General features: G+C 68.2%; 14 protein-coding genes. 12 read left to right on the plus strand and 2 right to left on the minus strand.

The features are described from left to right. Positions 1–17: 17 nt before the first annotated feature. The 5 genes from LCM15_RS17525 (at position 18) to LCM15_RS17545 (ending at position 6647) form a co-directional block, all read left to right on the plus strand. The gene (locus tag LCM15_RS17525; protein WP_224858673.1) at positions 18–740 is read left to right on the plus strand and encodes an ABC transporter ATP-binding protein; all 723 of its coding nucleotides are present in this window, start codon (positions 18–20) and stop codon (positions 738–740) included. Further along, a complete protein-coding gene (locus LCM15_RS17530) occupies positions 737–1531 on the plus strand; it encodes an ABC transporter permease (RefSeq protein WP_224858675.1) in 795 nt (264 codons plus the stop codon). Before LCM15_RS17525 ends, LCM15_RS17530 begins: the two co-directional genes overlap by 4 nt. Before the next feature lie 304 nt (positions 1532–1835). Continuing rightward, positions 1836–4040, plus strand: a complete 2205-nt coding sequence (locus tag LCM15_RS17535; RefSeq protein WP_224858677.1) for an NADP-dependent isocitrate dehydrogenase — start codon at positions 1836–1838, stop codon at positions 4038–4040. A 179-nt stretch (positions 4041–4219) separates the two neighbouring features. Further along, a complete protein-coding gene (locus tag LCM15_RS17540) occupies positions 4220–5425 on the plus strand; it encodes a glycosyltransferase family 87 protein (protein ID WP_224858679.1) in 1206 nt (401 codons plus the stop codon). A gap of 109 nt (positions 5426–5534) precedes the next feature. After that, a complete protein-coding gene (locus tag LCM15_RS17545) occupies positions 5535–6647 on the plus strand; it encodes an NAD(P)/FAD-dependent oxidoreductase (RefSeq protein ID WP_224858681.1) in 1113 nt (370 codons plus the stop codon). 3 nt (positions 6648–6650) lie between these two features. Here LCM15_RS17545 and LCM15_RS17550 read toward each other — a convergent pair whose 3' ends face one another. Next, on the minus strand, positions 6651–7616 hold the full coding sequence (locus LCM15_RS17550; RefSeq protein WP_224858683.1) for a YihY/virulence factor BrkB family protein: 966 nt from the start codon (positions 7614–7616) through the stop codon (positions 6651–6653). Positions 7617–7816: 200 nt separating this feature from the next. Between LCM15_RS17550 and LCM15_RS17555 the strand changes: the two genes are divergently transcribed. Together LCM15_RS17555 and LCM15_RS17560 are read left to right on the plus strand one after the other, a co-directional pair. Beyond that, positions 7817–8158 (plus strand): hypothetical protein, encoded by a 342-nt coding sequence (locus LCM15_RS17555; protein ID WP_224858685.1) that lies wholly within the window; start codon positions 7817–7819, stop codon positions 8156–8158. Then, positions 8155–10668: a PQQ-binding-like beta-propeller repeat protein gene (locus LCM15_RS17560; RefSeq protein ID WP_224858687.1), complete on the plus strand. Its 2514-nt coding sequence runs from the start codon at positions 8155–8157 to the stop codon at positions 10666–10668. The genes LCM15_RS17555 and LCM15_RS17560 overlap by 4 nt, the downstream gene beginning before the upstream one ends. 277 nt (positions 10669–10945) lie before the next feature. Here the strand turns inward: LCM15_RS17560 and LCM15_RS17565 are convergent, their stop codons facing one another. Next, positions 10946–11638, minus strand: coding sequence for a hypothetical protein (locus LCM15_RS17565; RefSeq protein WP_224858689.1), 693 nt, complete (start codon positions 11636–11638; stop codon positions 10946–10948). A gap of 386 nt (positions 11639–12024) precedes the next feature. On the opposite strand from LCM15_RS17565, the gene glgX reads away from it, so the two are divergent. The 5 genes from glgX to LCM15_RS17590 all read left to right on the plus strand — a co-directional run bounded on the left by glgX (position 12025) and on the right by LCM15_RS17590 (position 20625). Beyond that, entirely contained in the window at positions 12025–14109 is a 2085-nt protein-coding gene (gene glgX / locus LCM15_RS17570; protein WP_224858691.1) for a glycogen debranching protein GlgX, read from the plus strand. Between the two features lie 317 nt (positions 14110–14426). Continuing rightward, on the plus strand, positions 14427–15860 hold the full coding sequence (locus LCM15_RS17575) for a mannose-1-phosphate guanylyltransferase/mannose-6-phosphate isomerase (protein ID WP_224858692.1): 1434 nt from the start codon (positions 14427–14429) through the stop codon (positions 15858–15860). A gap of 42 nt (positions 15861–15902) precedes the next feature. Further along, positions 15903–17276 carry a phosphomannomutase gene (locus tag LCM15_RS17580; RefSeq protein WP_224858693.1) on the plus strand — a complete coding sequence of 458 codons (1374 nt, stop codon included), beginning with the start codon at positions 15903–15905 and terminating at the stop codon, positions 17274–17276. A 165-nt stretch (positions 17277–17441) separates the two neighbouring features. Beyond that, positions 17442–18656: a polysaccharide biosynthesis/export family protein gene (locus tag LCM15_RS17585; RefSeq protein ID WP_224858695.1), complete on the plus strand. Its 1215-nt coding sequence runs from the start codon at positions 17442–17444 to the stop codon at positions 18654–18656. 118 nt (positions 18657–18774) lie between these two features. Continuing rightward, entirely contained in the window at positions 18775–20625 is a 1851-nt protein-coding gene (locus LCM15_RS17590; protein ID WP_224858746.1) for an Ig domain-containing protein, read from the plus strand. Positions 20626–20797: the final 172 nt, after the last annotated feature.

A 20797-nucleotide genomic window follows, 5' to 3' on the forward strand; every position in this document is an offset into this window, starting at 1 on the left:
ACACGCAAAAGGCCCGCATGACCGCTCTGGACATCAAAGACCTCGGCTACAGCTACGGCACGAAACGCGCCCTCGACGGGGTGAGCTTTGCCCTGCGGCCGGGCAAGTTCACCGCGCTGCTGGGCCCCAATGGCGCCGGCAAGTCGACGCTGTTCTCGCTGCTCACGCGGCTGTTCGTCAGCCGCGAAGGGCGGATCGCGGTCGCCGGGCACGATCTGGCGCGCACGCCGCGCGCGGCGCTGTCGAAGATCGGCGTGGTGTTCCAGCAGCCGACGCTGGACCTCGACATGTCGGTGGCGATGAACATGCACTATTTCGCGGCGCTGCACGGCATCTCGGGGCGCGACGCGCAGGCCCGGTCGGAGCGCGCGCTGGCGCAGCTCGGCATGGCCGAGCGGGCGGGCGAGAAGGTGCGCGACCTCAATGGCGGGCACCGCCGCCGCATGGAGATCGCCCGCGCGCTGATTCACGACCCCGAGGTGCTGCTGCTCGACGAGCCGACGGTGGGGCTCGATTTCAAGAGCCGGCAGGCCATCGTCGACCATGTGCATGGGCTGGCCGAGCGCGGGCTGACGGTGTTCTGGGCCACCCATCTGGTCGACGAGATCCGCGATTACGACGACGTGGTGGTGCTGCACCGGGGCCGTGTTCTGGCGCATCGCGCCGCCGCCAAGCTGCGCGCGGGCCGCCCGCTGGCCGAGGTCTTCATCGAGATGACCGGCGGGGAGGAGACCGCATGAACCTCTACCTCACCGCCATGCTCGCGATCATCCGCCGCGAGGCGCTGCGCTTCATCCACCAGCGCTCGCGCTTTCTGGCGGCGCTGGTCCGGCCCTTGGTCTGGCTGGTGGTGTTCGCCGCGGGCTTCCGCGCGGCGCTGGGGCTGTCGATCATCCCGCCCTACCAGACCTACATCACCTACGAGGTCTATATCGTGCCGGGGCTGTGCGGCATGATCCAGCTGTTCAACGGGATGCAATCCTCGCTAAGCCTCGTCTACGATCAGGAGATGGGCTCGATGCGGCTGCTGCTGACCTCGCCGCTGCCGCGCTGGTGGCTGCTGTTCTCGAAGCTGCTGGCGGGCGTGGCGGTGTCGATCCTGCAGGTCTATGTCTTTCTCGCCATCGCCGCAGGGTTCGGCATCGTGCTGCCGCTGGCGGGCTACGCGCTGGTGCTGCCGGCGCTTCTGGTCTCGGGGCTGATGCTGGGGGCGCTGGGGCTGCTGATCTCCTCGACCATCCGCCAGCTCGAGAACTTCGCGGGGGTGATGAACTTCGTGATCTTCCCGATGTTCTTCCTGTCGAGCGCGCTCTACCCGCTGTGGAAAATGGCCGAGAGCTCAACCCTGCTGCGCGACATCTGCGCCTGGAACCCGTTCACCCACGCCGTCGAGCTGATCCGCTTTGCGCTCTATCTCGAATTGAACGGCCTCGCGCTGCTCTGGGTCTGCCTGAGTTTCGCGGTGTTCTTCGGTCTGGCGCTGGTGGGCTACGATCCGTCCTACGGCATGACCCGGCGGCGCAAGGGCTGAGCCTCTGGTCGCATGACGCCATGCCGACCGCCCCGCGCTTGGGCCTGCCGAGCGCATGTAAGTGAGGCAGGCGGCTGTCTTGCGGCGCGGTGGCCCTGTCACACGGACGCCAGGGCGGGGTCTTTGGGCGAGGTCCGGGCGGGATCTGGATGATCGGCAGGTCAAGCGCGTCGGTCCTTCGTCCCTCGGCGCTAACACCGCCAATAGGGGCTTTCTGCCCCGCTAAGGTGATGTTAAGCCCTTGCGCAACCACCCCTGCCGCTTATCGGCATCCCCCCAGATCCATCGGAGGAGCGAAAGTACCATGGCCGACCAGAACACTCCCGACATTGTGTATACAAAGGTAGACGAAGCGCCCGAGCTGGCCTCGGCCTCGCTTCTCCCGATCATCCAGAGCTTCGCGTCCGCGGCGGGAATCAGCGTCGGGACCAAGGACATTTCGCTTGCCGGCCGCATCCTCGCGACCTTCTCCGACGTGCTGAACGACGATCAGAAGCAGTCGGACGACCTCGCGTGGCTCGGCGAATGGGTGAAGAAGCCCGAAGCCAACGTCATCAAGCTGCCCAACATCTCGGCCTCCGAGCCGCAGCTCGTCGCCGCGGTGAAGGAACTGCAGGAGCAGGGCTACGCGCTGCCCGACTACCCCTACTCCCCGTCCACCGACGAGGAAAAGGCGGTGCGCGCCAAGTATGACACCATCAAGGGCTCGGCGGTTAACCCGGTGCTGCGCGAGGGCAACTCCGACCGCCGCGCCGCCGCCGCCGTGAAGAAGTTCGCTCAGAACAACCCGCATCGCATGGGCGAGTGGACCTCCGACAGCAAGACCCGCGTCGCCTCGATGTCGGATGGCGACTTCTTCTCGAACGAAGTGTCCGCCACGCTCGCCAAGGCCGCGACCGCCAAGATCGTGCTCGAGACCTCCGAGGGCGAGACCGTCCTGAAAGAGGGCGTCTCCTATCCCGAGGGCACCGTGGTCGACGCGACCTACATGTCGGCCAAGGCGCTCGACGCGTTCCTCGCGGACGAGATCGAGAAGACCAAGGCCGAAGGCACGCTGTTCTCGCTGCACATGAAGGCCACGATGATGAAGGTCTCCGACCCGATCATCTTCGGTCACGCGGTCAAGGAGTGGCTCAAGCCGGTCTTCGACCAGTACGGCGCCAAGATGGAAGAGCTCGGCGTGAACCCCAATGGCGGCCTCGGCGCGCTGCTTGAGCGGGTCAAGGACGAGCCCGAGATCCTCAAGGCCATCGAAGAGGTGCGCGACACGCGCCCGCCGATGTACATGGTGAACTCCGACAAGGGCATCACCAACCTGCACGTGCCCTCCGACGTGATCATCGATGCCTCGATGCCGGCGCTGATCCGCGACGGCGGCAAGGGCTGGGGCCCGGACAACGCGCAGCACGACACCAACTGCGTGATCCCCGACAGCTCGTATGCGCCGGTCTATGACGCCGCGATCGAGTTCTTCAAGGCCAACGGCAAGCTCGACCCGTCCACCGCCGGCACCGTGCAGAACCTCGGCCTGATGGCGCAGAAGGCGGAAGAGTACGGCTCGCACCCGACCACCTTCGAGATCCCCTCGGCGGGCACCGTGAAGATGATCCTCGACGACGGTACCGTGCTGCACAGCCACGCGGTGGAAGCGGGCGACATCTGGCGCTCGGCCTCGGCCCGCAAGGCGCCGATCGAGGACTGGGTGAACCTCGCCATCGAGCGTCAGAAGGCCACCGGCTACCGCGCCATCTTCTGGCTCGATGCCAACCGCGCCCACGATGCCGAGCTGATCGCCTACGTGAAGCCGATCCTCGAGGCCAAGGGCGTGGCCGACAAATTCGAGATCATGGCCCCGCGCGAAGCCACCGTCGCCTCGCTCGAGACCATCACCAAGGGCGAGAACACCATCGCGATCACCGGCAACGTGCTGCGCGACTACCTCACCGACCTGTTTCCGATCCTCGAGCTTGCGACCTCGGCCAAGATGCTGTCGATCGTCAAGCTGATGAACGGCGGCGGCCTGTTCGAGACCGGCGCCGGCGGCTCGGCGCCGAAGCACGTGCAGCAGCTGATGGAGCAGAACCACCTGCGCTGGGACTCGCTTGGCGAATTCTGCGCGCTTGGCGAGAGCTTCAAGTTCTACGCCGACCAGACCGGCAACGAGAAGGCGCGGGTGCTGGGCGACGCGGTCGAGATCGCCACTCAGGGCATCCTCGACGAGAACCGCTCGCCGTCGCGCAAGGTCGGTGAGCCCGACAACCGCGACAGCCACTACTGGTTCGCCCGCTACTGGGCCAAGGCACTGGCCGAGCAGTCGGACGATGCCGAGCTGAAGGCGCATTTCGCGCCCATCGCCGAGGCGCTGGAAGCCAGCGAAGCCGCCATCGTGGGCGAGCTTGCGGCGGCGCAGGGCAAGGCCGTGGATCTGGGCGGCTACTATCACGGCGACGCGGTCAAGACCGCCGCCGTGATGCGCCCCTCGGGCACGCTGAACGGCATCATCGGCTGATCCGCATGTTGCGCTGATCTTCCCCTGTCCTCGCCTGCGAGGGCAGGGGGCTTCGCCCCGGTCGCGGGCAAAAACGCGACACAAGGCTGGCCACGACCGCGCCGGTCTCGGGCTGCGGTTGCGCCGCGCCTGGCGCTTCGACAGGGTTTTCCCGCAAAGATCGACCTTGGGGAGCCGTCGTGCCGTCTCCACCTGTATCGCCGCCGCATCCCCGCTCCCCCGCCTATCTCGCGACGCTGCTGATGACGCTTGTGGCGAGCGGCGGGCTCTACCTGCTGTATTTCTCCGGCCTGCAGGCGGGCGGATTCGATGCCGCGGGGCTTCTGCTCGGGCGCGATTTCCTCAACCTGCATTTCGCCGGCACGCTGCTGGGGCGGGGCGAGATGACGACGCTCTTCGACCAGCAGGCCTATGCCGGGGCGATGCGGGCGCATCTCGGGCGCGACTACACCATCCACAACTGGTCCTACCCGCCGCACATGTTCCCGCTGGCGCAGCTTGCGGCGAGCCTGCCCTATTTCGTGGCGCTGGGGCTCTGGAGCCTGCTCGGGCTGGCGCTCACCTGCGTGGGGGCGCGGCTTGCCGGGGTGCCGCTGGCGTGGTGTCTGCCGATCGTGCTGTCCCCGGCGGTGACGGTGAACCTGCTCGCCGGGCAGAACGGAACCTATACCGCCGGGCTGCTGCTGCTGGCCCTGACGCTGGCCGAGCGGCGGAGCTGGCTGGGGGCGGGCCTGTGCTGGGCGCTGCTCACAGTGAAGCCGCACCTGGGCCTGCTGGCGCTGCCGATGGTGCTCCTGCGCGGGCAGTGGCGCGTGGTGCTGGCGGGCGCGGTCTGCCTGTCTGTGATCACTGCCCTGACGCTGGCGCTCTATGGCGCCGAGCCGTGGCATCTGTTCCTGACCGAGACCACCGCACAACAGCGGGTGGTTGTGGAGGAGTGGCGCGGGCTGCTGCTCAGGCTGATGCCGACCGCCTTCATCGCCGGGCGCCTTGCGGGGTTCGAGACCGGCGCGGCCTATGCGCTGCATGCTGGCGTCGCGGTGCTGACGCTTCTTCTGCTCTGGCGCAGCTGGCCGGGGCAGGGGGGCGCGTTGCGCGACTGGATCACGTGGTTCAGCCTCGGGACGTTCCTGCTGCTGCCCTACAGCTTCTACTACGACCTCGTGATCGTGCAGGTCATGCTGGTGCTCTGGGTCGGCGAGCCGAAGCGCCTGTTCCCGACGCGCTCGGAGGCGGTGGCGCGGATCGCGTGGTACGTGGCGTGGTTCCTGCCGTATCTCTGCTACCTCGCGGCGTTCTTCTGGGGCCTGCAGCTTGCGCCGGTGCTTCTGCTGCTGATGCTGACCGGACGGGTGGTCGACCGCAGGCGCGCCGGGGCCGTCTGAGGACGGGGCTGCTGCGCGCAGCGTGCACGGCTGGCGCATCGCCTCCACCGAAGGGGCCGGGGGAGGCGCCGCCCTTGCCCGGCCCGCGGCGGGATGGCATGAGCGTTGCATGGACAGGGTCGATTGTATCATTGCCGGCGCGGGTGTCGTCGGGCTCGCCATCGCGCGGGCGCTAACGCAGCGCGGCGTCGAGGTTCTCATCCTCGAGCCGGAGGACGCCTTCGGCACCGGCACCTCGTCGCGGAACTCCGAGGTGATCCACGCCGGGATCTACTATCCCACCGGCAGCCTCAAGGCGCAGCTCTGCGTCGAGGGCAAGGAACGGCTCTACGACTATGCGCGCACCTTCGACGTGCCGCACGCGCGCTGCGGCAAGCTGATCGTGGCCACCAGCGACGCGCAGCTGGCGGCGCTCGAGGGCATCCGCGCCAAGGCCGAGGCGGCGGGCGTGGAGGATCTGCGGCTGATCCCGGCGGACGAAGCGCAGGCGCTGGAGCCGGAGCTTGCCTGCAAGGCGGCGCTGCTCTCGCCCTCCACGGGGATCGTCGACAGCCACGCGCTGATGCTGTCGCTGCTGGGGCAGGCGGAACAGGCCGGCGCGCTTCTCAGCCTCGGGACGCGGGTGGAAGGGGTGCGCGCTACCGCGCAGGGCTTCGAGGTGACCAGCGAGGATGCCGCCAGCGGCGAGCGCTTCACCATGGGCTGCGCGCGCTTCGTGAATGCCGCAGGTCTTCATGCCTCCGAACTGGCCTCGCGCATCGAGGGGCTGGACGCGGCGCACGTGCCCACGACCCGTTACGCGCGGGGCAATTATTTCGCGCTGCCCGGGCGGGCGGCGTTCTCGCGGCTGATCTACCCGGTGCCCGAGCCCGGCGGGCTGGGCGTGCACCTGACGCTGGATCTCGGCGGTGGGATGCGGTTCGGGCCGGACGTGGAGTGGATCGACAGCGTCGACTACCGGGTCAACGGCGCCCGCGCCGGTCATTTCGAGACCGAGATCCGCCGCTACTGGCCGGGTCTTCCGTCCGGGGCGCTGGCGCCGACCTATTGCGGCATCCGGCCCAAGCTCTCGGCGCCCGGCGAACCGGCGGCGGATTTTCACATCGACGGGCCGGAGGTGCACGATATCGCGGGGCTAGTGAACCTGTTCGGCATCGAAAGCCCGGGGCTCACGGCATCGCTGGCGATTGCCGAACGGGTGTCGGAGCGGCTGGCGCTCTGAGCCTCAGTGTTCGGGCTTGGTATCGGGCGTGGTGTCGGCGACGAAGGCACCACGCTCGCCCATCGGCAGGCCCGGCCCGTTGGTGGTGTCGGCGCGGGTCTCGTGTTCGAGCTCGGCGTTGATCTTGCCGCCGAGCAGCACCACGAAGGCCGAGATCCAGAGCCAGAACAGCAGGATCACCACACCTGCGAGTGAGCCGAAGGTCTCCTGATAGCTGCCGAAGTTCTCGGCGTAGATCGAGAAGCCCACCGAGGCGATGATCCACAGGACACAGGCGATGGCGGCGCCGGGGGTGATCCAGCGCCAGTTCGCCGGGCGCCGGTCGGGGCCGAAGTGATAGAGCAGCGCCACGCCCAGCACGGTGAAGCCCAGCAGCAGAACCCAGCGCAGCCCCGAGAGGAGCAGCTCGGCGGTGCCGCCCAGCGGGATCACCGCAAGCACGCCCGGCAGCACGAGCACGCCTGCGAGCGCCATCACCAGCCCGATGATGAGAAGAAAGGTCAGCGCGATAGTGGTGAGCTTCAGCCTGATGAAGCCGCGCGTCTCGCGTTCGCTGTAGACCACGTTGAGCCCCGCCACGAGGTTGCCGACCCCGGCGGAGGCCGAGTATAGCGCGAGGCCCAGACCCAGAAGCGCGGCCAGTCCCAGCCCACCCTGATCCGAGCCGGCGACGCTCTTGGCCTGATCGATGACGATCTGCGCGGCACGTTCGGGCAGCATGGCCGAGATCTGCTGGATCTGGTCGGTGACATCGGCGGGGGTAAGGAACAGCCCGGCGATGGCCATCAGGGCCGTGATCGCCGGGAAGATCGCCAGAAGACCGAAAAATGCCACACCGGCGGCGATCAGGCTGAGCCGATCCTCACCGATCCCGTCCTTCACCCGCAGCGCGGCGCGCTTCCAGTTTGCCTGACCAAGCTCGGCGGGGCGGGATGCATAGGAAGTTTCCGCGGAGGTTTGTGCAGGCATGGGGGAGGTTCCGGTCGCCGGGGAGTTTGGAAACCAACCCCGCGGCGCGCCAGCGAGTTCCCGCCGATCTGCCGGATCCGCTAATTCTCACGAAATGCTCGCAATTATTTGTCATGGCCGTGATGCGCACTACTCCTCTGACGTGTGGCGAGGCGCTGTATTCCTGCGCATCGCCCCTGACACATGAACAGGAGCCACTCATGTCCTATCGCCTTGGCCTTACGGTCATAATGGTCTTTGCGATCGTGGCCATCGGCTGCGGTCTGTGGGGCTATTTCGTCCCGCTCACCGGCGTCACCGGAGTCTGGGGGCCGCTCGCCGCCGCCTTCGGCGCGCTTTGCATTCTCATCGGCGGTGCGCTGATGGTGCGTGCCCGCAGCCGCGGTGCCCGCTTCGTGCTGATGCTGCTTCTGGCGCTCGGCATCGTTCTGACCGCCTTTGCCGCTTGGTTGCTGCACCAGTGGATCATGCTGGCCGCGCTAGCGCTCTGCGCCGTTGGCTGGCTGGCCGCCGTTTCCGGACCGGAAGGAGATGTCGCATGAACCGACTTTTGCGATCCACCGCCATCCTGACCCTGCTCGCCGGACCGGCGTTCGCGCAGCAGGACGACACCCCCGGCCCGACCGGCGAACCCGAGGCCGTGGCGCCGGAGACCTCCGTGTCCGCGCCGGAGCAGACCGCGCCGGAGACAGACGAGAGCGAGACGTCGTCCGAGCCTGCCGCGACAGATGCTGACTCGGACGCCGAACGTGAGGCGGCACCGGCCCGCGATGCTGCCGATCCGGAGACCGCCGAGACCGAGGGCGCCACGCCCGCAGCCGACGCGCCGGCCGCTGAGCCGGGCACGGCAGACGAGGATGCGGAAGGCTCCGAAGAGGCAGCGCCAGAGCCGGAAGCCGACGAGGAGGGGGAGGCGCCGTCCGAGTCCGCAGGGGCGGGCGCCGGTGAGGAGGCCGATGAAGAGGCGGCACCGGCCCGCGATGCTGCCGATCCCGACACCGCCGAGACCGAGGGCGCGACGCCCGCAGCCGATGCGCCCGCCGCAGAGACCGGCACGGCTGAGGGCGCCGAGGAGGCGCCTGCCGACGGCGAGGAGACCGAAGAAGACGGGTCTGGAGAAGATGGGTCCGCTGAAGAGGACGCATCCGCCGAAACCGACCAACAGGCCGCGCAGGCGCGTCCGTCTTCGGATGCGAAGGTGCCCGCCTCCGGGCCGGACTGGAAGAGCTTCCACGGCCAGGTTTCCGGGGCGAAGTATTCGCCGCTCGACCAGATCACGCCCGAGAATGTCGGCGAGCTGGAGCTTGCCTGGCGGCTTGAGACCGGCGACGTCTCGGACGGCTCCGGCGACCTGCCGGCGACGGTCTGGTCGGCCACGCCGATCTACGCCAACGACCTGCTCTATATCGGCACGCCGTTCTACCGGGTGCTCGCGGTCGATCCGGCGACCGGCGAGGAGGTCTGGAGCTTCGACAGCCAGTCGACCCTCGAGGCGCTGACCCAGCCCGCCCTGAAGAACCGCGGCGTGGCCTACTGGGAGGCCGCCGAGCCGGTCGAGGGCGAGGCCTGTCAGCGCATCGTCTATCTCGGCACCATGGACGCGCAGCTCTTCGCGCTCGACGCCGATGACGGTGCGCTCTGCGAGGGTTTTGCCGATGGCGGCGTGCTCGACGTCAACCAGTGGAACACCGTCAACGACCGCTGGCCGCTGTCGCTGCTGCAGCCGCCCACCATCGTCGACGATCACGTCATCATCGGCTGGGCCGGCAATGACTGGGACTGGGCCGAAGCGCCTCCGGGCTCGGTGTTCTCGGTCAACGCGCAGACCGGCGAGCTGGAATGGACCTTCGACACCATCCCCGAGGACATCCGCGAACGCACCGGCACCGCCAACGTCTGGACCGCGATGAGCGCCGACGAGGAGCGTGGCATCGTCTACCTGCCGGTGGCCTCGCCTTCGCCCAACTACTGGGGCGGCAACCGCACCGAGGACATTCCGTATGCCACCTCCACAACCGCGCTCGACATCGAGACCGGCGAGGTGATCTGGTCGCGGCAGTGGGTGCATCACGATATCTGGGACTATGACATCAACTCGGCCCCGACGCTGATGGACATCACCGTCGATGGCGAGGAGATCCCGGCCCTGATGCAGGCCACCAAGATGGGCTTCCTCTTCGTGGTCAACCGCGAGACCGGCGAGGATGTCTGGCCGATCGAGGAGCGCGAAGTGCCTGCGGGCGACATCGAGGGTGAGCGCTACGCCCCGACCCAGCCCTTCCCGACCGTGCCGGCGCCGCTCATCGACCAGTCGACGCTGCCCGATGTCTGGCCGCTCGCCGATATCGCCTCGTTCGGGGCCTGCTCGAAGCTGTGGGACGAGATGCAGTATGCCGGCATGTACCAGCCGCCGACCACCGAGGGCGCCGGGGCAGGGGCCTATCCCAACTCGGCCGGCGTGGTGCAGTGGGGTGGCGTGGGCTTCGACCCCGAGCGCCAGCTCGCGGTGGTCAACCTCAGCCACGTGGTGCAGTACATCCAGCTTTACGAGCGCGAGGATTACGACCGCATCAACGGCGAGGCCGGCCCCGGCGAGAGCGGCTTCCACCCGCAGACCGGTGCGCCCTACGGCATGTCGCTCAAGACCGCGCTGAACCGCTGGGGAATGCCGTGCTGGAAGCCGCCCTTCGGTGAGCTGGCGGCGATCGACATGACCACCGGCGAGATTGTCTGGCGCAAACCGTTCGGCACCTCGCAGCGCTACGGCTTCTACATGCCCGAGAAGTGGGGCTCTCCCACCATCGGCGGACCTGCCGTGACCGCCTCGGGGCTGATCTTCATCGGCGCCACGATGGACGCCAAGGTGCGCGCCTATGATCTTGAGACCGGCGAGAGGCTCTGGGAAGACCTCACCGAGGCGCCTTCGGTCTCGAACCCGGCGATCTACGAACATGACGGCGCGCAATACGTGGCCTTCGTCTCGGGCGGGAACTCGATCCTGAAGCCCTCGGTGGGCGACATGGTCTCGGTCTACCGCCTGCCGGTGGAGTGACGACGCCGACAAGACATCAAGAGGCGCGCCGTAGGGTGCGCCTCTTTCGTTTGCGCGGTGGGTGTTTTGTCGCGCGCGTTGTCGGGGCGAGACAGGCCGTCCCGCCCGCCGGGGCGGTGATTTGAGGATATCGCCGAAAGGATTGAGCGGTCTTCGGGTTTGAGCCTGTTAAGACACGAAGCTCAAGAAGACGGATCGCGCATCCCGCGGGCCGGCTGTCGTCCTCCCGCTCTCGCGCGCGCTCATTTCCCGACACCTTCCGGAGACCGACGCAGCGTCAGCTCCGCTCCGACATCTTCCCCGGGTTATCGATCACCCGCAGGCCCAGACGCGCCTCACGGGCGCGGCGGACCTGACGCGGCAGCAGGTTGCCCGCCAGCGCCGAGAGATAGGCGGTGATCTCGTCCACCGCGCGCTCGCGGCTCTTCTTGGCGCGCAGGAGCCGGCCCAGAGACGAGCCGCGCTCGGCTGCCCGGGCGGCCAGCAGCATCAGGGCGATCTCGCGCAGACGGTAGAGCGTCATCTCGGCCACGTCCGGGGACAGCCCGGCCAGAAGCGGCTCGGGCGGGGTAATCTCCGACAGCAGCTCGCGCAGCGTCTCGCCGTGTTTCGATTCCTCGGCGCGGGTCAGGCAGACCTCGACTACGCCGGCCATCTCGGCCTGGAACACCGCGCGGCCGACCTTGGCGGACTGCTCGGAATAGCCCTGCTGGCGGACCACCGTCAGTTCGGCGCGCTTCGGATCGTTGGCGACCGTCAGGCCCTCGAGCTCAAGCTCGGAGGGTTCGGATTCGCCGAGCGCCTCGCGCAATCCGCAGGCCTCGGCAAAGACCGCAAGCTGCAGAAGGTCGTCCCGCGACAGGTCGCAGGAGAGGCGGCTGATGCCGGTGCCGCGGTCTCCCCGGAAGCTCAGGGAGAGACGGCAGGTGCCGTCGTCGCGCATGTCCATGACGAAGATTTTCGAAGCCATGGGCGGGAATTAGGCGCAGCCCGCGACAGGCGCAAGCGGGCCGTTGAGTGACGCCGCGGGGGCTGGCGGATTTCAACCGATGAGTCGCTTGGGCGGGTTGCGGAAGTGTTGTGAGACACATCGCCCGCCCGGAATTCGACGCGCCCGCGGGGGGCGTTCGGGAACCGGAATGACCGGGCCGGGTTGTGCTCATGGTCAGCGGTTCTCGGGCCGGTGCGCCCACTTTCGGGCGATGCCGGACAGACCGACCGCTCAGACCCCAAGGACACCCAAAGCGACCCCGAGAGGATGCCCACGCGAATGTCACATCGCCTTTCGCACGCCGTGCCGACCTCCCGCACGCACGCCTCTTCGCTTTCCCCCTCCCCATGACCCCGGACCCTGACATGCATCACTCGCACAACGAGACGATCGATCCGCGCGACGCCAGCGTCGATCCCGCCCGCTCCCGTCCTGACCAGCTTGGCGCCCGGTTCGACGGGGAGGGCACCAACTTCGCCCTGTTCTCGCAACACGCCGACTCGGTCGAGCTTTGCCTGTTCGACCCTGACGGCAAGGAAGAACTGGCCCGCCTCGAGCTGCCGCGCGCCGAGGGCGGCATCTTTTTCGGCTACATCCCGGGCGTGCTGCCGGGGCAGGCCTATGGCTACCGCGTGCACGGACCGCACCAACCGAAGGACGGCCATCGGTTCAACCCGCACAAGCTGCTGCTCGATCCCTATGCCATGGCGATGCGCGGCACGCTCGAATGGGACGATGCGCTCTATGGTTACCCGGTGGGCGGCTCGGACCTCGATCTCGACAGCCGCGACAGTGCCCCCTTCATGCCGAAAGCGGTGGTCGCCGACCCGGTCTTCGACTGGGAGGCCGACCAGCAGCCCCGCGTTCGGTGGCAGGACACCGTGATCTACGAGGCGCATGTGAAGGGCCTCACCATGCGCCACCCGGGCGTGGTTCAGGCCGATCGCGGCACCTTTCGCGGCCTCGCCTCCGAGCCGGTGATCGAGCACCTGCAGAAGATCGGCGTCACCACCATCGAGCTACTGCCGATCCACGCCATGGCGCAGGACCGGCATCTGGCCGAGCAGGGGCTGCGCAATTACTGGGGCTACAACACGCTGGGCTTCTTCGCCCCGAACCGCAACTATCTCGCGGGCGAGGACGTGCGCGAGGTACGCGCGGCGGTGAAGCGCTTCCACGCCGCCGGGATCGAGGTGATCCTCGACGTGGTCTACAACCACACCGCCGAGGGCAACGAGCTTGGGCCGATGCTGTCCTTCAAGGGCATCGACAACGCCAGCTACTACCTGCTCTCGCCCGACGATCGCCGCCACGGGTTCGACACCACGGGCACCGGCAACACGCTCAACGTGTCGCACCCGATGGTGCTCCGCTTGGTGATGGACAGCCTGCGCTACTGGGTCGAGGCGTTCCACGTTGACGGGTTCCGCTTCGATCTGGCCTCGACGCTGGCGCGCGAGCCCGACGGGTTCGAGCGCGAGGGCGCCTTCTTCAACACCATCCGGCAGGATCCGGTGCTGAGCCAGGTCAAGCTGATCGCCGAGCCCTGGGACGTGGGCGATGGCGGCTATCAGGTGGGCGGCTTCCCGTGGCCCTTCCGGGAGTGGAACGACAAGTTCCGCGATGACGTGCGCGCCTTCTGGCGCCGCGATCCCGGCCTGCTGCCGGGGCTGTCGGAGCGGCTGATGGGCAGCCCGGTGCAGTTCGACCATTCGCTGCGCCCGGCGACCTCCTCGGTGAACTTCGTCGCCGCCCATGACGGCTTCACGCTTTGGGACACGGTGTCGTTCAACGACAAGCACAACGAGGCCAATGGCGAGGACAACCGCGACGGGCACGGCCACAACCTCTCGGACAATATGGGGCACGAGGGCGCGACCGACGACGCCGAGATCACCGCCGCCCGCGAGGCGCGGGTGAAGGGGATGCTGGCGACGACGCTGCTGTCGCATGGCGTGCCGATGATCCTTGCCGGTGACGAGATGGGCCAGAGCCAGAACGGCAACAACAACGCCTACTGCCAGGACAACGAGACCACGTGGATCGACTGGGAGGGCGCGCGTCCCGGCCTGATCGAGGCGGTGGCGGCGCTCACCGCGCTGCGCCGGGACTGGAGCGCGCATCTCGCGCCCTACGGCTTCTGGCCGCGCCCGGAGGCCACCGAGACCACGTGGCTCCACCCGGAAGGCCGCGACATGTCGGGCGACGACTGGCAGGATGGCGGGCTGTTCGCGGTCGGCATGCGCCACCATCAGGAGGCCTGCGCGGATCTGCTGGTGCTGGTCAACGGCGGCGACGCCTGCACCTTCACGCTGCCCGAGGATGGCGACTGGCAGCTCATCCTCGACACCTCGCGCGAGGATGTGGCCTGTGCCGAGAGGGTCGAGGCGCAGTTCACCGTCGAGATCCAGTCCGTCGCGGTTCTGAAGGACCTCTCGGCAGACGTCTGAGGAACCCTTGATCGTTGCGTCCGACCGGTCTTGACGGGATCGGGCGCAGCGGATCGTACCTGCGTCGAGTTGAGGGCCGTGGGCTATGCGCTGCGGGACTGACCTGCTTTGCGCGAGGCTGACCAGAGCAAATCGTGGCGGTGATCGCTGCTAGGTTGCGCGGACCGCGCCGCGAGGGATGCAAGATTGCGGTTGCATCCGACGGCATCTTCTTGGACGGTTTGACAGGAAAAGTCCGATTGATATTCGCCTTTTGGACGACTTTGCGGCGGAGGCGCGCAAGGGCTGAGGTGCCGCATGACGGGAGAGGGATGGTCATGGAGAAAATAACGCCGGTCATCCTTTGCGGCGGCTCGGGCACGCGCCTCTGGCCAGTGTCTCGCAAGAGCTTTCCCAAGCAGTTCACCCGCCTTCTCGAGGACAAGAGCCTGTTCCAGAAGACGGCGGAGCGCCTGAGCGACACCGCGCGCTACGCACGGCCGATCGCGGTGACCAATGCCGACTTCCGCTTCATCGTCACCGAGCAGCTCACCAATATCGGCATCGATCCCGGCGCGATCCTGATCGAACCCGACGGGCGCAACACCGCCCCGGCGGTGCTGGCCGCCGCGCTGCACATCCACGCCACCGATCCCGACGCCACGATGCTGGTGGCGCCGGCGGATCACGAGATCCCCGACACCGACGCCTTCCGCGCGGCCATCGAGACCGGCCTGAACGCGCTGGAGGCGGGCAAGCTGGTGCTGTTCGGCATCCGCCCCGACCGGCCCGAGACCGGCTATGGCTATCTCGAGCTCGATGGCGCCGGCGAGGGCACCGTGCCGCTCAGGCGCTTTGTCGAGAAGCCCGACGCCGCCACGGCGGCGGAGATGCTGGAGAGCGGCGGGTTCCTCTGGAATGCCGGCATCTTCCTGTTTCGGGTCAAGGACATCCTCGCCGCCTTCGACACCCATGCCAGCCAGCTCGTCGCGCCGGTCACGGCGGCGGTCAACGAGGCCCAGGTCGACCTGGGCTTCCTGCGGCTCGCGGCGGAGCCGTGGTCGCGGGCCGAGGACATCTCGATCGACTACGCGGTGATGGAGAAGGCAGAGGGGCTCGAAGTGGTGCCCTTCGATGCCGGCTGGTCGGATCTTGGCGGCTGGGACGCGATCTGGCGCGAGGCCGGGCCGGACGAGAGCGGCAACGTGACCCACGGCACCGCCACAGCGATCGACTGCGCGGGCTCTCTGCTGCGGTCCGACAGCGAGACCGTGGAACTCGTCGGCATCGGGCTGAAGGACATCGTCGCGGTGGCGATGAACGACGCCGTGCTCGTGGCGCCCAAGGATCGCGCGCAGGACGTCAAGCTCGCGGTCAACGCGCTGAAGAAGAAGGGCGCCAAGCAGGCGGTGGAGTTCCCCAAGGACCGCCGTCCCTGGGGCTGGTTCGAGAGCCTCGTGGTCGGCTCGCGCTTCCAGGTGAAGCGCATCGTGGTGCATCCCGGCGCCTCGTTGTCGCTGCAGAGCCATTTCCACCGCTCCGAGCACTGGATCGTGGTCGAGGGCACCGCCAAGGTGACCTGCGACGACACCGTCAGGCTGGTGACCGAGAACGAGTCGATCTACATCCCGCTCGGCGCGAAGCACCGGATGGAGAACCCCGGCAAGGTGCCGATGGTGCTGATCGAGGTGCAGACCGGCTCCTATGTGGGTGAGGACGACATCGTGCGCTACGAGGATGTCTATTCGCGGGGGCAGGGGGCGAAGGGCTGAGCGCCCTTCTTCCCCGCGCAACGGACTGAGGGACCAGAGATCATGGCACCGAAATTCGGCACCAGCGGCCTGCGCGGCCTGGTGACAGAGCTGACGCCCGCGCTGGTCGCAGACCACGTGCGGGCCTTCATCGCGGCCTGCGACATCGGCAACGGGCTGTGCCTCGGGCGCGACCTGCGCCCATCCTCCCCGCGCATCGCGGCGGACATTGCCGCGGCGGCGCGGGCCGAGGGCATCCGGGTCATCGATTGCGGCGCGCTTCCGACGCCGGCCCTGGCGCTGGCGGCGCAGGAGGTCGGCGCCGCGGCGATCATGGTGACCGGCAGCCACATCCCGGCGGATCGCAACGGTCTCAAGTTCTATTCTCGGACCGGCGAGATCACCAAGACCGACGAGGCGGCGATCAACGCCGCGCTCGGGCGCCCGGCAGGCACGGCCGAGAGCGATCTGGCGCAGGACGAAGACGCCGCCGCGCGCTTCGTCGAGCGCTATGTTGAGGCCTGTGGCGCGCGCGCGCTCAAAGGGCGCAGGATCGGGCTTTATGCCCATTCCGCGGTGGGCCGCGACGATCTTGCCGCCATCCTGCAGGGGCTTGGCGCCGAGGTGGTCGAATATGGCCGCTCGGAGACCTTCATTCCCGTCGACACCGAGGCCGTCGATCCTGAGACCCGCGCGCAGATCGCGGCGTGGGTGACGGCGGACGGGCTCGACGCGCTGGTCTCGACCGATGGCGACAGCGACCGGCCGCTCTTGGCGGACGAGACCGGCACCATCGTGCCGGGCGATGTGATGGGGCAGATCACCGCCGAGATGCTGGGGGCCGAGACGGTGGTGACGCCGATCTCGTCGAACTCGGGCGTGCAGAAGAAGGGCTTCGGCGCGGTGCGGCTGACCCGGATCGGCTCGCCCTTCGTGATCGCCGGCATGGAAGAAGCCGGCGGCAAGGTGGTGGGTTACGAGGCTAATGGCGGGTTCCTGCTCGGCTTCGAGGCGCAGGGCCCGGCGGGTCCGCTGGCGCCGCTCGCCACGCGCGATTGCATGTTGCCGCTGATCCTGACGCTGATCGCCGCCGGAGACGGCACGGTCTCGGCCCGGGTGGCGCAGGAGCCGCCGGTGGTGACGATGGCGGATCGTTTGCAGGAGGTGCCTCAGGAACGCTCTCAGCCCTTCGTGGCGCGGCTCGCCGACAGCACCGAGGCGCGCGCGGCGTTCCTGGCTCAACTCGGCGGGACGGAGGCCGGCACGGACCTAACCGACGGCGTGCGGATGACGCTGACCGACGGTCGCATCGTGCATGTGCGTCCCTCGGGGAACGCCCCGGAGTTGCGGCTCTATGTCGAGGCGGCGGACAAGACCGGTGCCGAGGCGCTCATAGCTGCGGGGCTGGCCGCGCTGCGCGAGGCCGTTTCCGGCTGATCCGCGGCGCGCAACGCGCATCGCCATCAGTGTCCATCGCCGCCCAGCGACCGGGCCGGCGCGTTACAAACGCGCGACTTCCGTAGCGGCGGCGCGATAAATCAGTTGTTTCTGAAATCCCGTCCGGCAACACTTCGCCCAATTGTAACGGAAGGATTTGAAGCCATGTTTATCGGTTTCCGCTTGTTTGGTTTTCTTGGAATAATTGCATTTGCCTCTGTTGCGGGGGCAGAGGAATACAGGCTCGCCCCGGGCGATGTGGTCGAGGTGCGCAGGTCCGGCGCGGACGAGGAAGTCAGCGCCATCGTCGATGCGAACGGTCAGATCCGCCTCATCGATGTCGGCGGCATCACCGTCGCCGATCTGACCCTCGACGAGGCCGAGTCGATGGTCGAGGCGGAGCTTGTCGCCCAAGGCTTTTTCGTCGATCCCGAGGTGAGCCTGATGCTGGTCTCCTACGCGCCGGTAATTGTCGCCGGCGACGTGCTCAACCCCGGCATCGTCGAGTTCTTTCCGGGTATGACGGTGTCGTCCGCGCTGGCCATGGCGGGGGGCAGTCAGGTTCAGGGGCTGACCCGGACCGAGATCCTGCGTCTGCGCTCGATGGTCGAGAACGACATGAAGGTGGCCAACCTCAACCTTGCCCGGGCCGTTGCGGATCTGGCCTATCATCAGGCCCGGTTGGCCGACGACCCTGTCCCGGTGACGGTGGATCCGGCGCTGAGGCCGGGGATTCCGGCGCCGGGTCTCGTGAATCTCGACGGGATGATCTCGGAACGCCAGTCGCAGCTCGACGCCCTGCGCGAGCGCACGCGCACGCTGCTCGAGTTCTGGGAGAGCGAGATCGCGACCATCGAGAACCAGCGCGAGAATTTCGACGCCCGCATCTCGGTTCAGGACGAGATCGTCGCCAGCACCGCGGAGGCGCTCGCGGCGGCGCAGAAACTGTCCCAGCGTGGCCTGCAGACTGCGTCCAATCTTTCGGCGGCGGAGCAGCGCGAGGCCGATGCGCGCAGCAAGGTGCTCGAGCTCGAGGCCGCGAAGATCAACGCGACCCGCGCCATCGCCTCGGCGCAGCGCGAGCGGGTGCAGTACCTTGCCGCGCAGCGTCAGGAGGCGCTCGACGGGGTGAACGATGCGCGCGAGCAGATCGCCTTGCAGACGATCTCCTATGAAGAAGCGGTGGAACAGGTGAGCATCCTCAGCAGCGGCAGCGCCGCCGCCGTTGTGGCGTCGCAGATCGTCGGTCTGGAGTTCGAGATCCAGAGCCGCCGCAGCGACAGCGACCCCGTGGAAGAGATCACCATGTCGACCCCGGTCCGGCCCGGCGACACGCTGCTGGTCGCGATCCGTCCGCTCGAGGACGGCGTCGCGAACTGAGCGCGGCGTCCCGCGCCCCGCGCGCGGGGCGGAGCAGCGTTCGGAGCTGTCAGACCGGGTTAATCCGGTACGCCCTAGCCTCATGCGGAATCCACCGTGGAGGTTAGGCGTGATACAGATGATCGATGCACAGGCGGCGCAGCGCGGGCTGAACAGGCGGCTGTCCTATTTTTGTGGCGAAACGCTCCGGGTGCGGGTCAGCGGGCTTGCGCCGGGGCAGTCCGTCACGGTGACGGTGGCAGAGGACTACGTGCAGCCCCCGCTGATCCAGCGCAGCGCCGAGGGCGATGTCGACCTTGATCCCGAAACGCTCGAGGTGCTCGAGGAGGGGCGTAGGTACGTCTACAATGTGTGGGCGGGCGCGGGCGGCTGTCTTTCGGTGCTGATGCAGGGCGAGATGGTCGCCCGGCGCAGCGTGCAGCCGTTGACCCCGCCGGAGCCAGTGGAGCCCGCAGAGCCGCTTGTCGTGACCGGCGTGCCTCAGGACGCGGCGACGGTCGGTGTCGTCTACAGTTTCTCGCCCGCTGTGAGCGGCGGCACCGCGCCCTACAGCTTCGCGCTGACGACGGGGCAATTGCCGGCGGGCCTGCTGCTCGATCCGCTGAGAGGCACGATTGCCGGCACGCCCACGCAAGCGGAGACCCGCTCGGGTCTGGTGCTCTCGGTCACGGACGCGGAGGGCGCGACGACCAGCCTCGCGGCGTTTTCGATCTCGGTCACGGCGGCGGCGGTGGGGCTGGCGGCCCCGCCGAACCTCTTCACCGCGGCCCAGGCGCGCCTCGACGATGTGGCGCATATCGATCTTCAGGGCAACTGGGAGGTCGCGAACGGGCGCCTGCGCAGCCCGGTGACGGGTGGCACGGCGGGGCAGGCGGCGCGCCTGTCGCTGGCGGCGCCGCTGACCCCGGGGCACAGTCATCTCGTGCGCTTCGATCACGAGGTCGCGGCGGGCAGCCTCCGGGCGCGGTTCGCGGCGCCGGGCCTGACGGCGAGCCGCCAGCTCACCGAGCCGTACATGGATCACGAGGTCATTTCGGCCGCCGACATGACGGAGGCGGCAACCCGGCTCGATCTGCAGCCCAGCACGGACTACGACGGCTCGGTGGCGGCCATCTCGGCCTATGACCTCTCTACCGTCGATCCGGCTCTGGTGCCCTGCGACGTCATCATCGTCGGCGGTGACAGCAACAGCGCCAACGCCACCTCCGAGCGCTTCGGGGACGAGATCCCCATGTCGGCGCGGGAGACCGCGTTCGACCCGCGGATCTGGTACATGCCCTGCCTGCGCGCCACCGGCGTCTATCCCACCACCGACAGCGTGCGCCACGTGCCGCAGCCCTGCATCGAGCCGGTGGCGGCGGTCGAGGCGCGGCGCATGTCGCCGGTGCACGCCGTGGCGGGGGAGCTGGTCGATTGGTCGGCCGCACGCCGGCGGCCTCTTCTGGTGATGGCGCTTGGCGATCCGGGGTCTGGGTTGATGAACACCGAGGACTGGCGCAAGTCGTCCTCCGTCGCGACCACCGGCGGGCGCATGTGGTCGGAACTGCTCGCCATGAAGGCCGCGCTCGATGCACTTGGCCCGGCGCATGAGATCGTCGGCATGGTCTGGAGCCAGGGGGCGAACGACCTGTTTGGGGGCGATTACAGCCTCTCGGGGCAATGGATGGACCAGATGCGCCAGTTCGTCAGCGACCTGCGGGCCGATATCGCCGACGTGCCGATGGTGATGTGGAGCGTCGGTCAGCATTATGAACCTGCCCCCTATGACGGGCGCGGGGCGGCGATGCGGGCGGCGCAGCTGCGTCTCGATCAGGACAGCGGTGATGGCGCGTGGGCGATCGACCGCTTCCGGGTGGTGGTGCCCGAGGCCGGCAACGCGCTGGCCGGCCCGGAGGACCCGCACTACACCGCGCACGGGATGCAGCAGAACGGGCGCGATGCCGGCGCGGCGCTTCTCGCGATGCTCTGAGCGACGGTTTCGGGACGGACCGGGCGCCGCCGTGAGGCGGCGCTCGGCGTTTGCCGGGGGCGGCGCGGCGATGTACGCAAAGCTGCGCCGCCTCGGGGCGACTCGTCGTGCGGGTGAGTCGGGGCGTCCTTCCGGTTTTTCTACCCAAGCGGGAGCGGGCCGCGACCCATTT

The organism is Salipiger bermudensis (assembly GCF_020171625.1).
In the GTDB taxonomy this organism is placed as follows: Bacteria; Pseudomonadota; Alphaproteobacteria; order Rhodobacterales; family Rhodobacteraceae; genus Salipiger; species Salipiger bermudensis_B.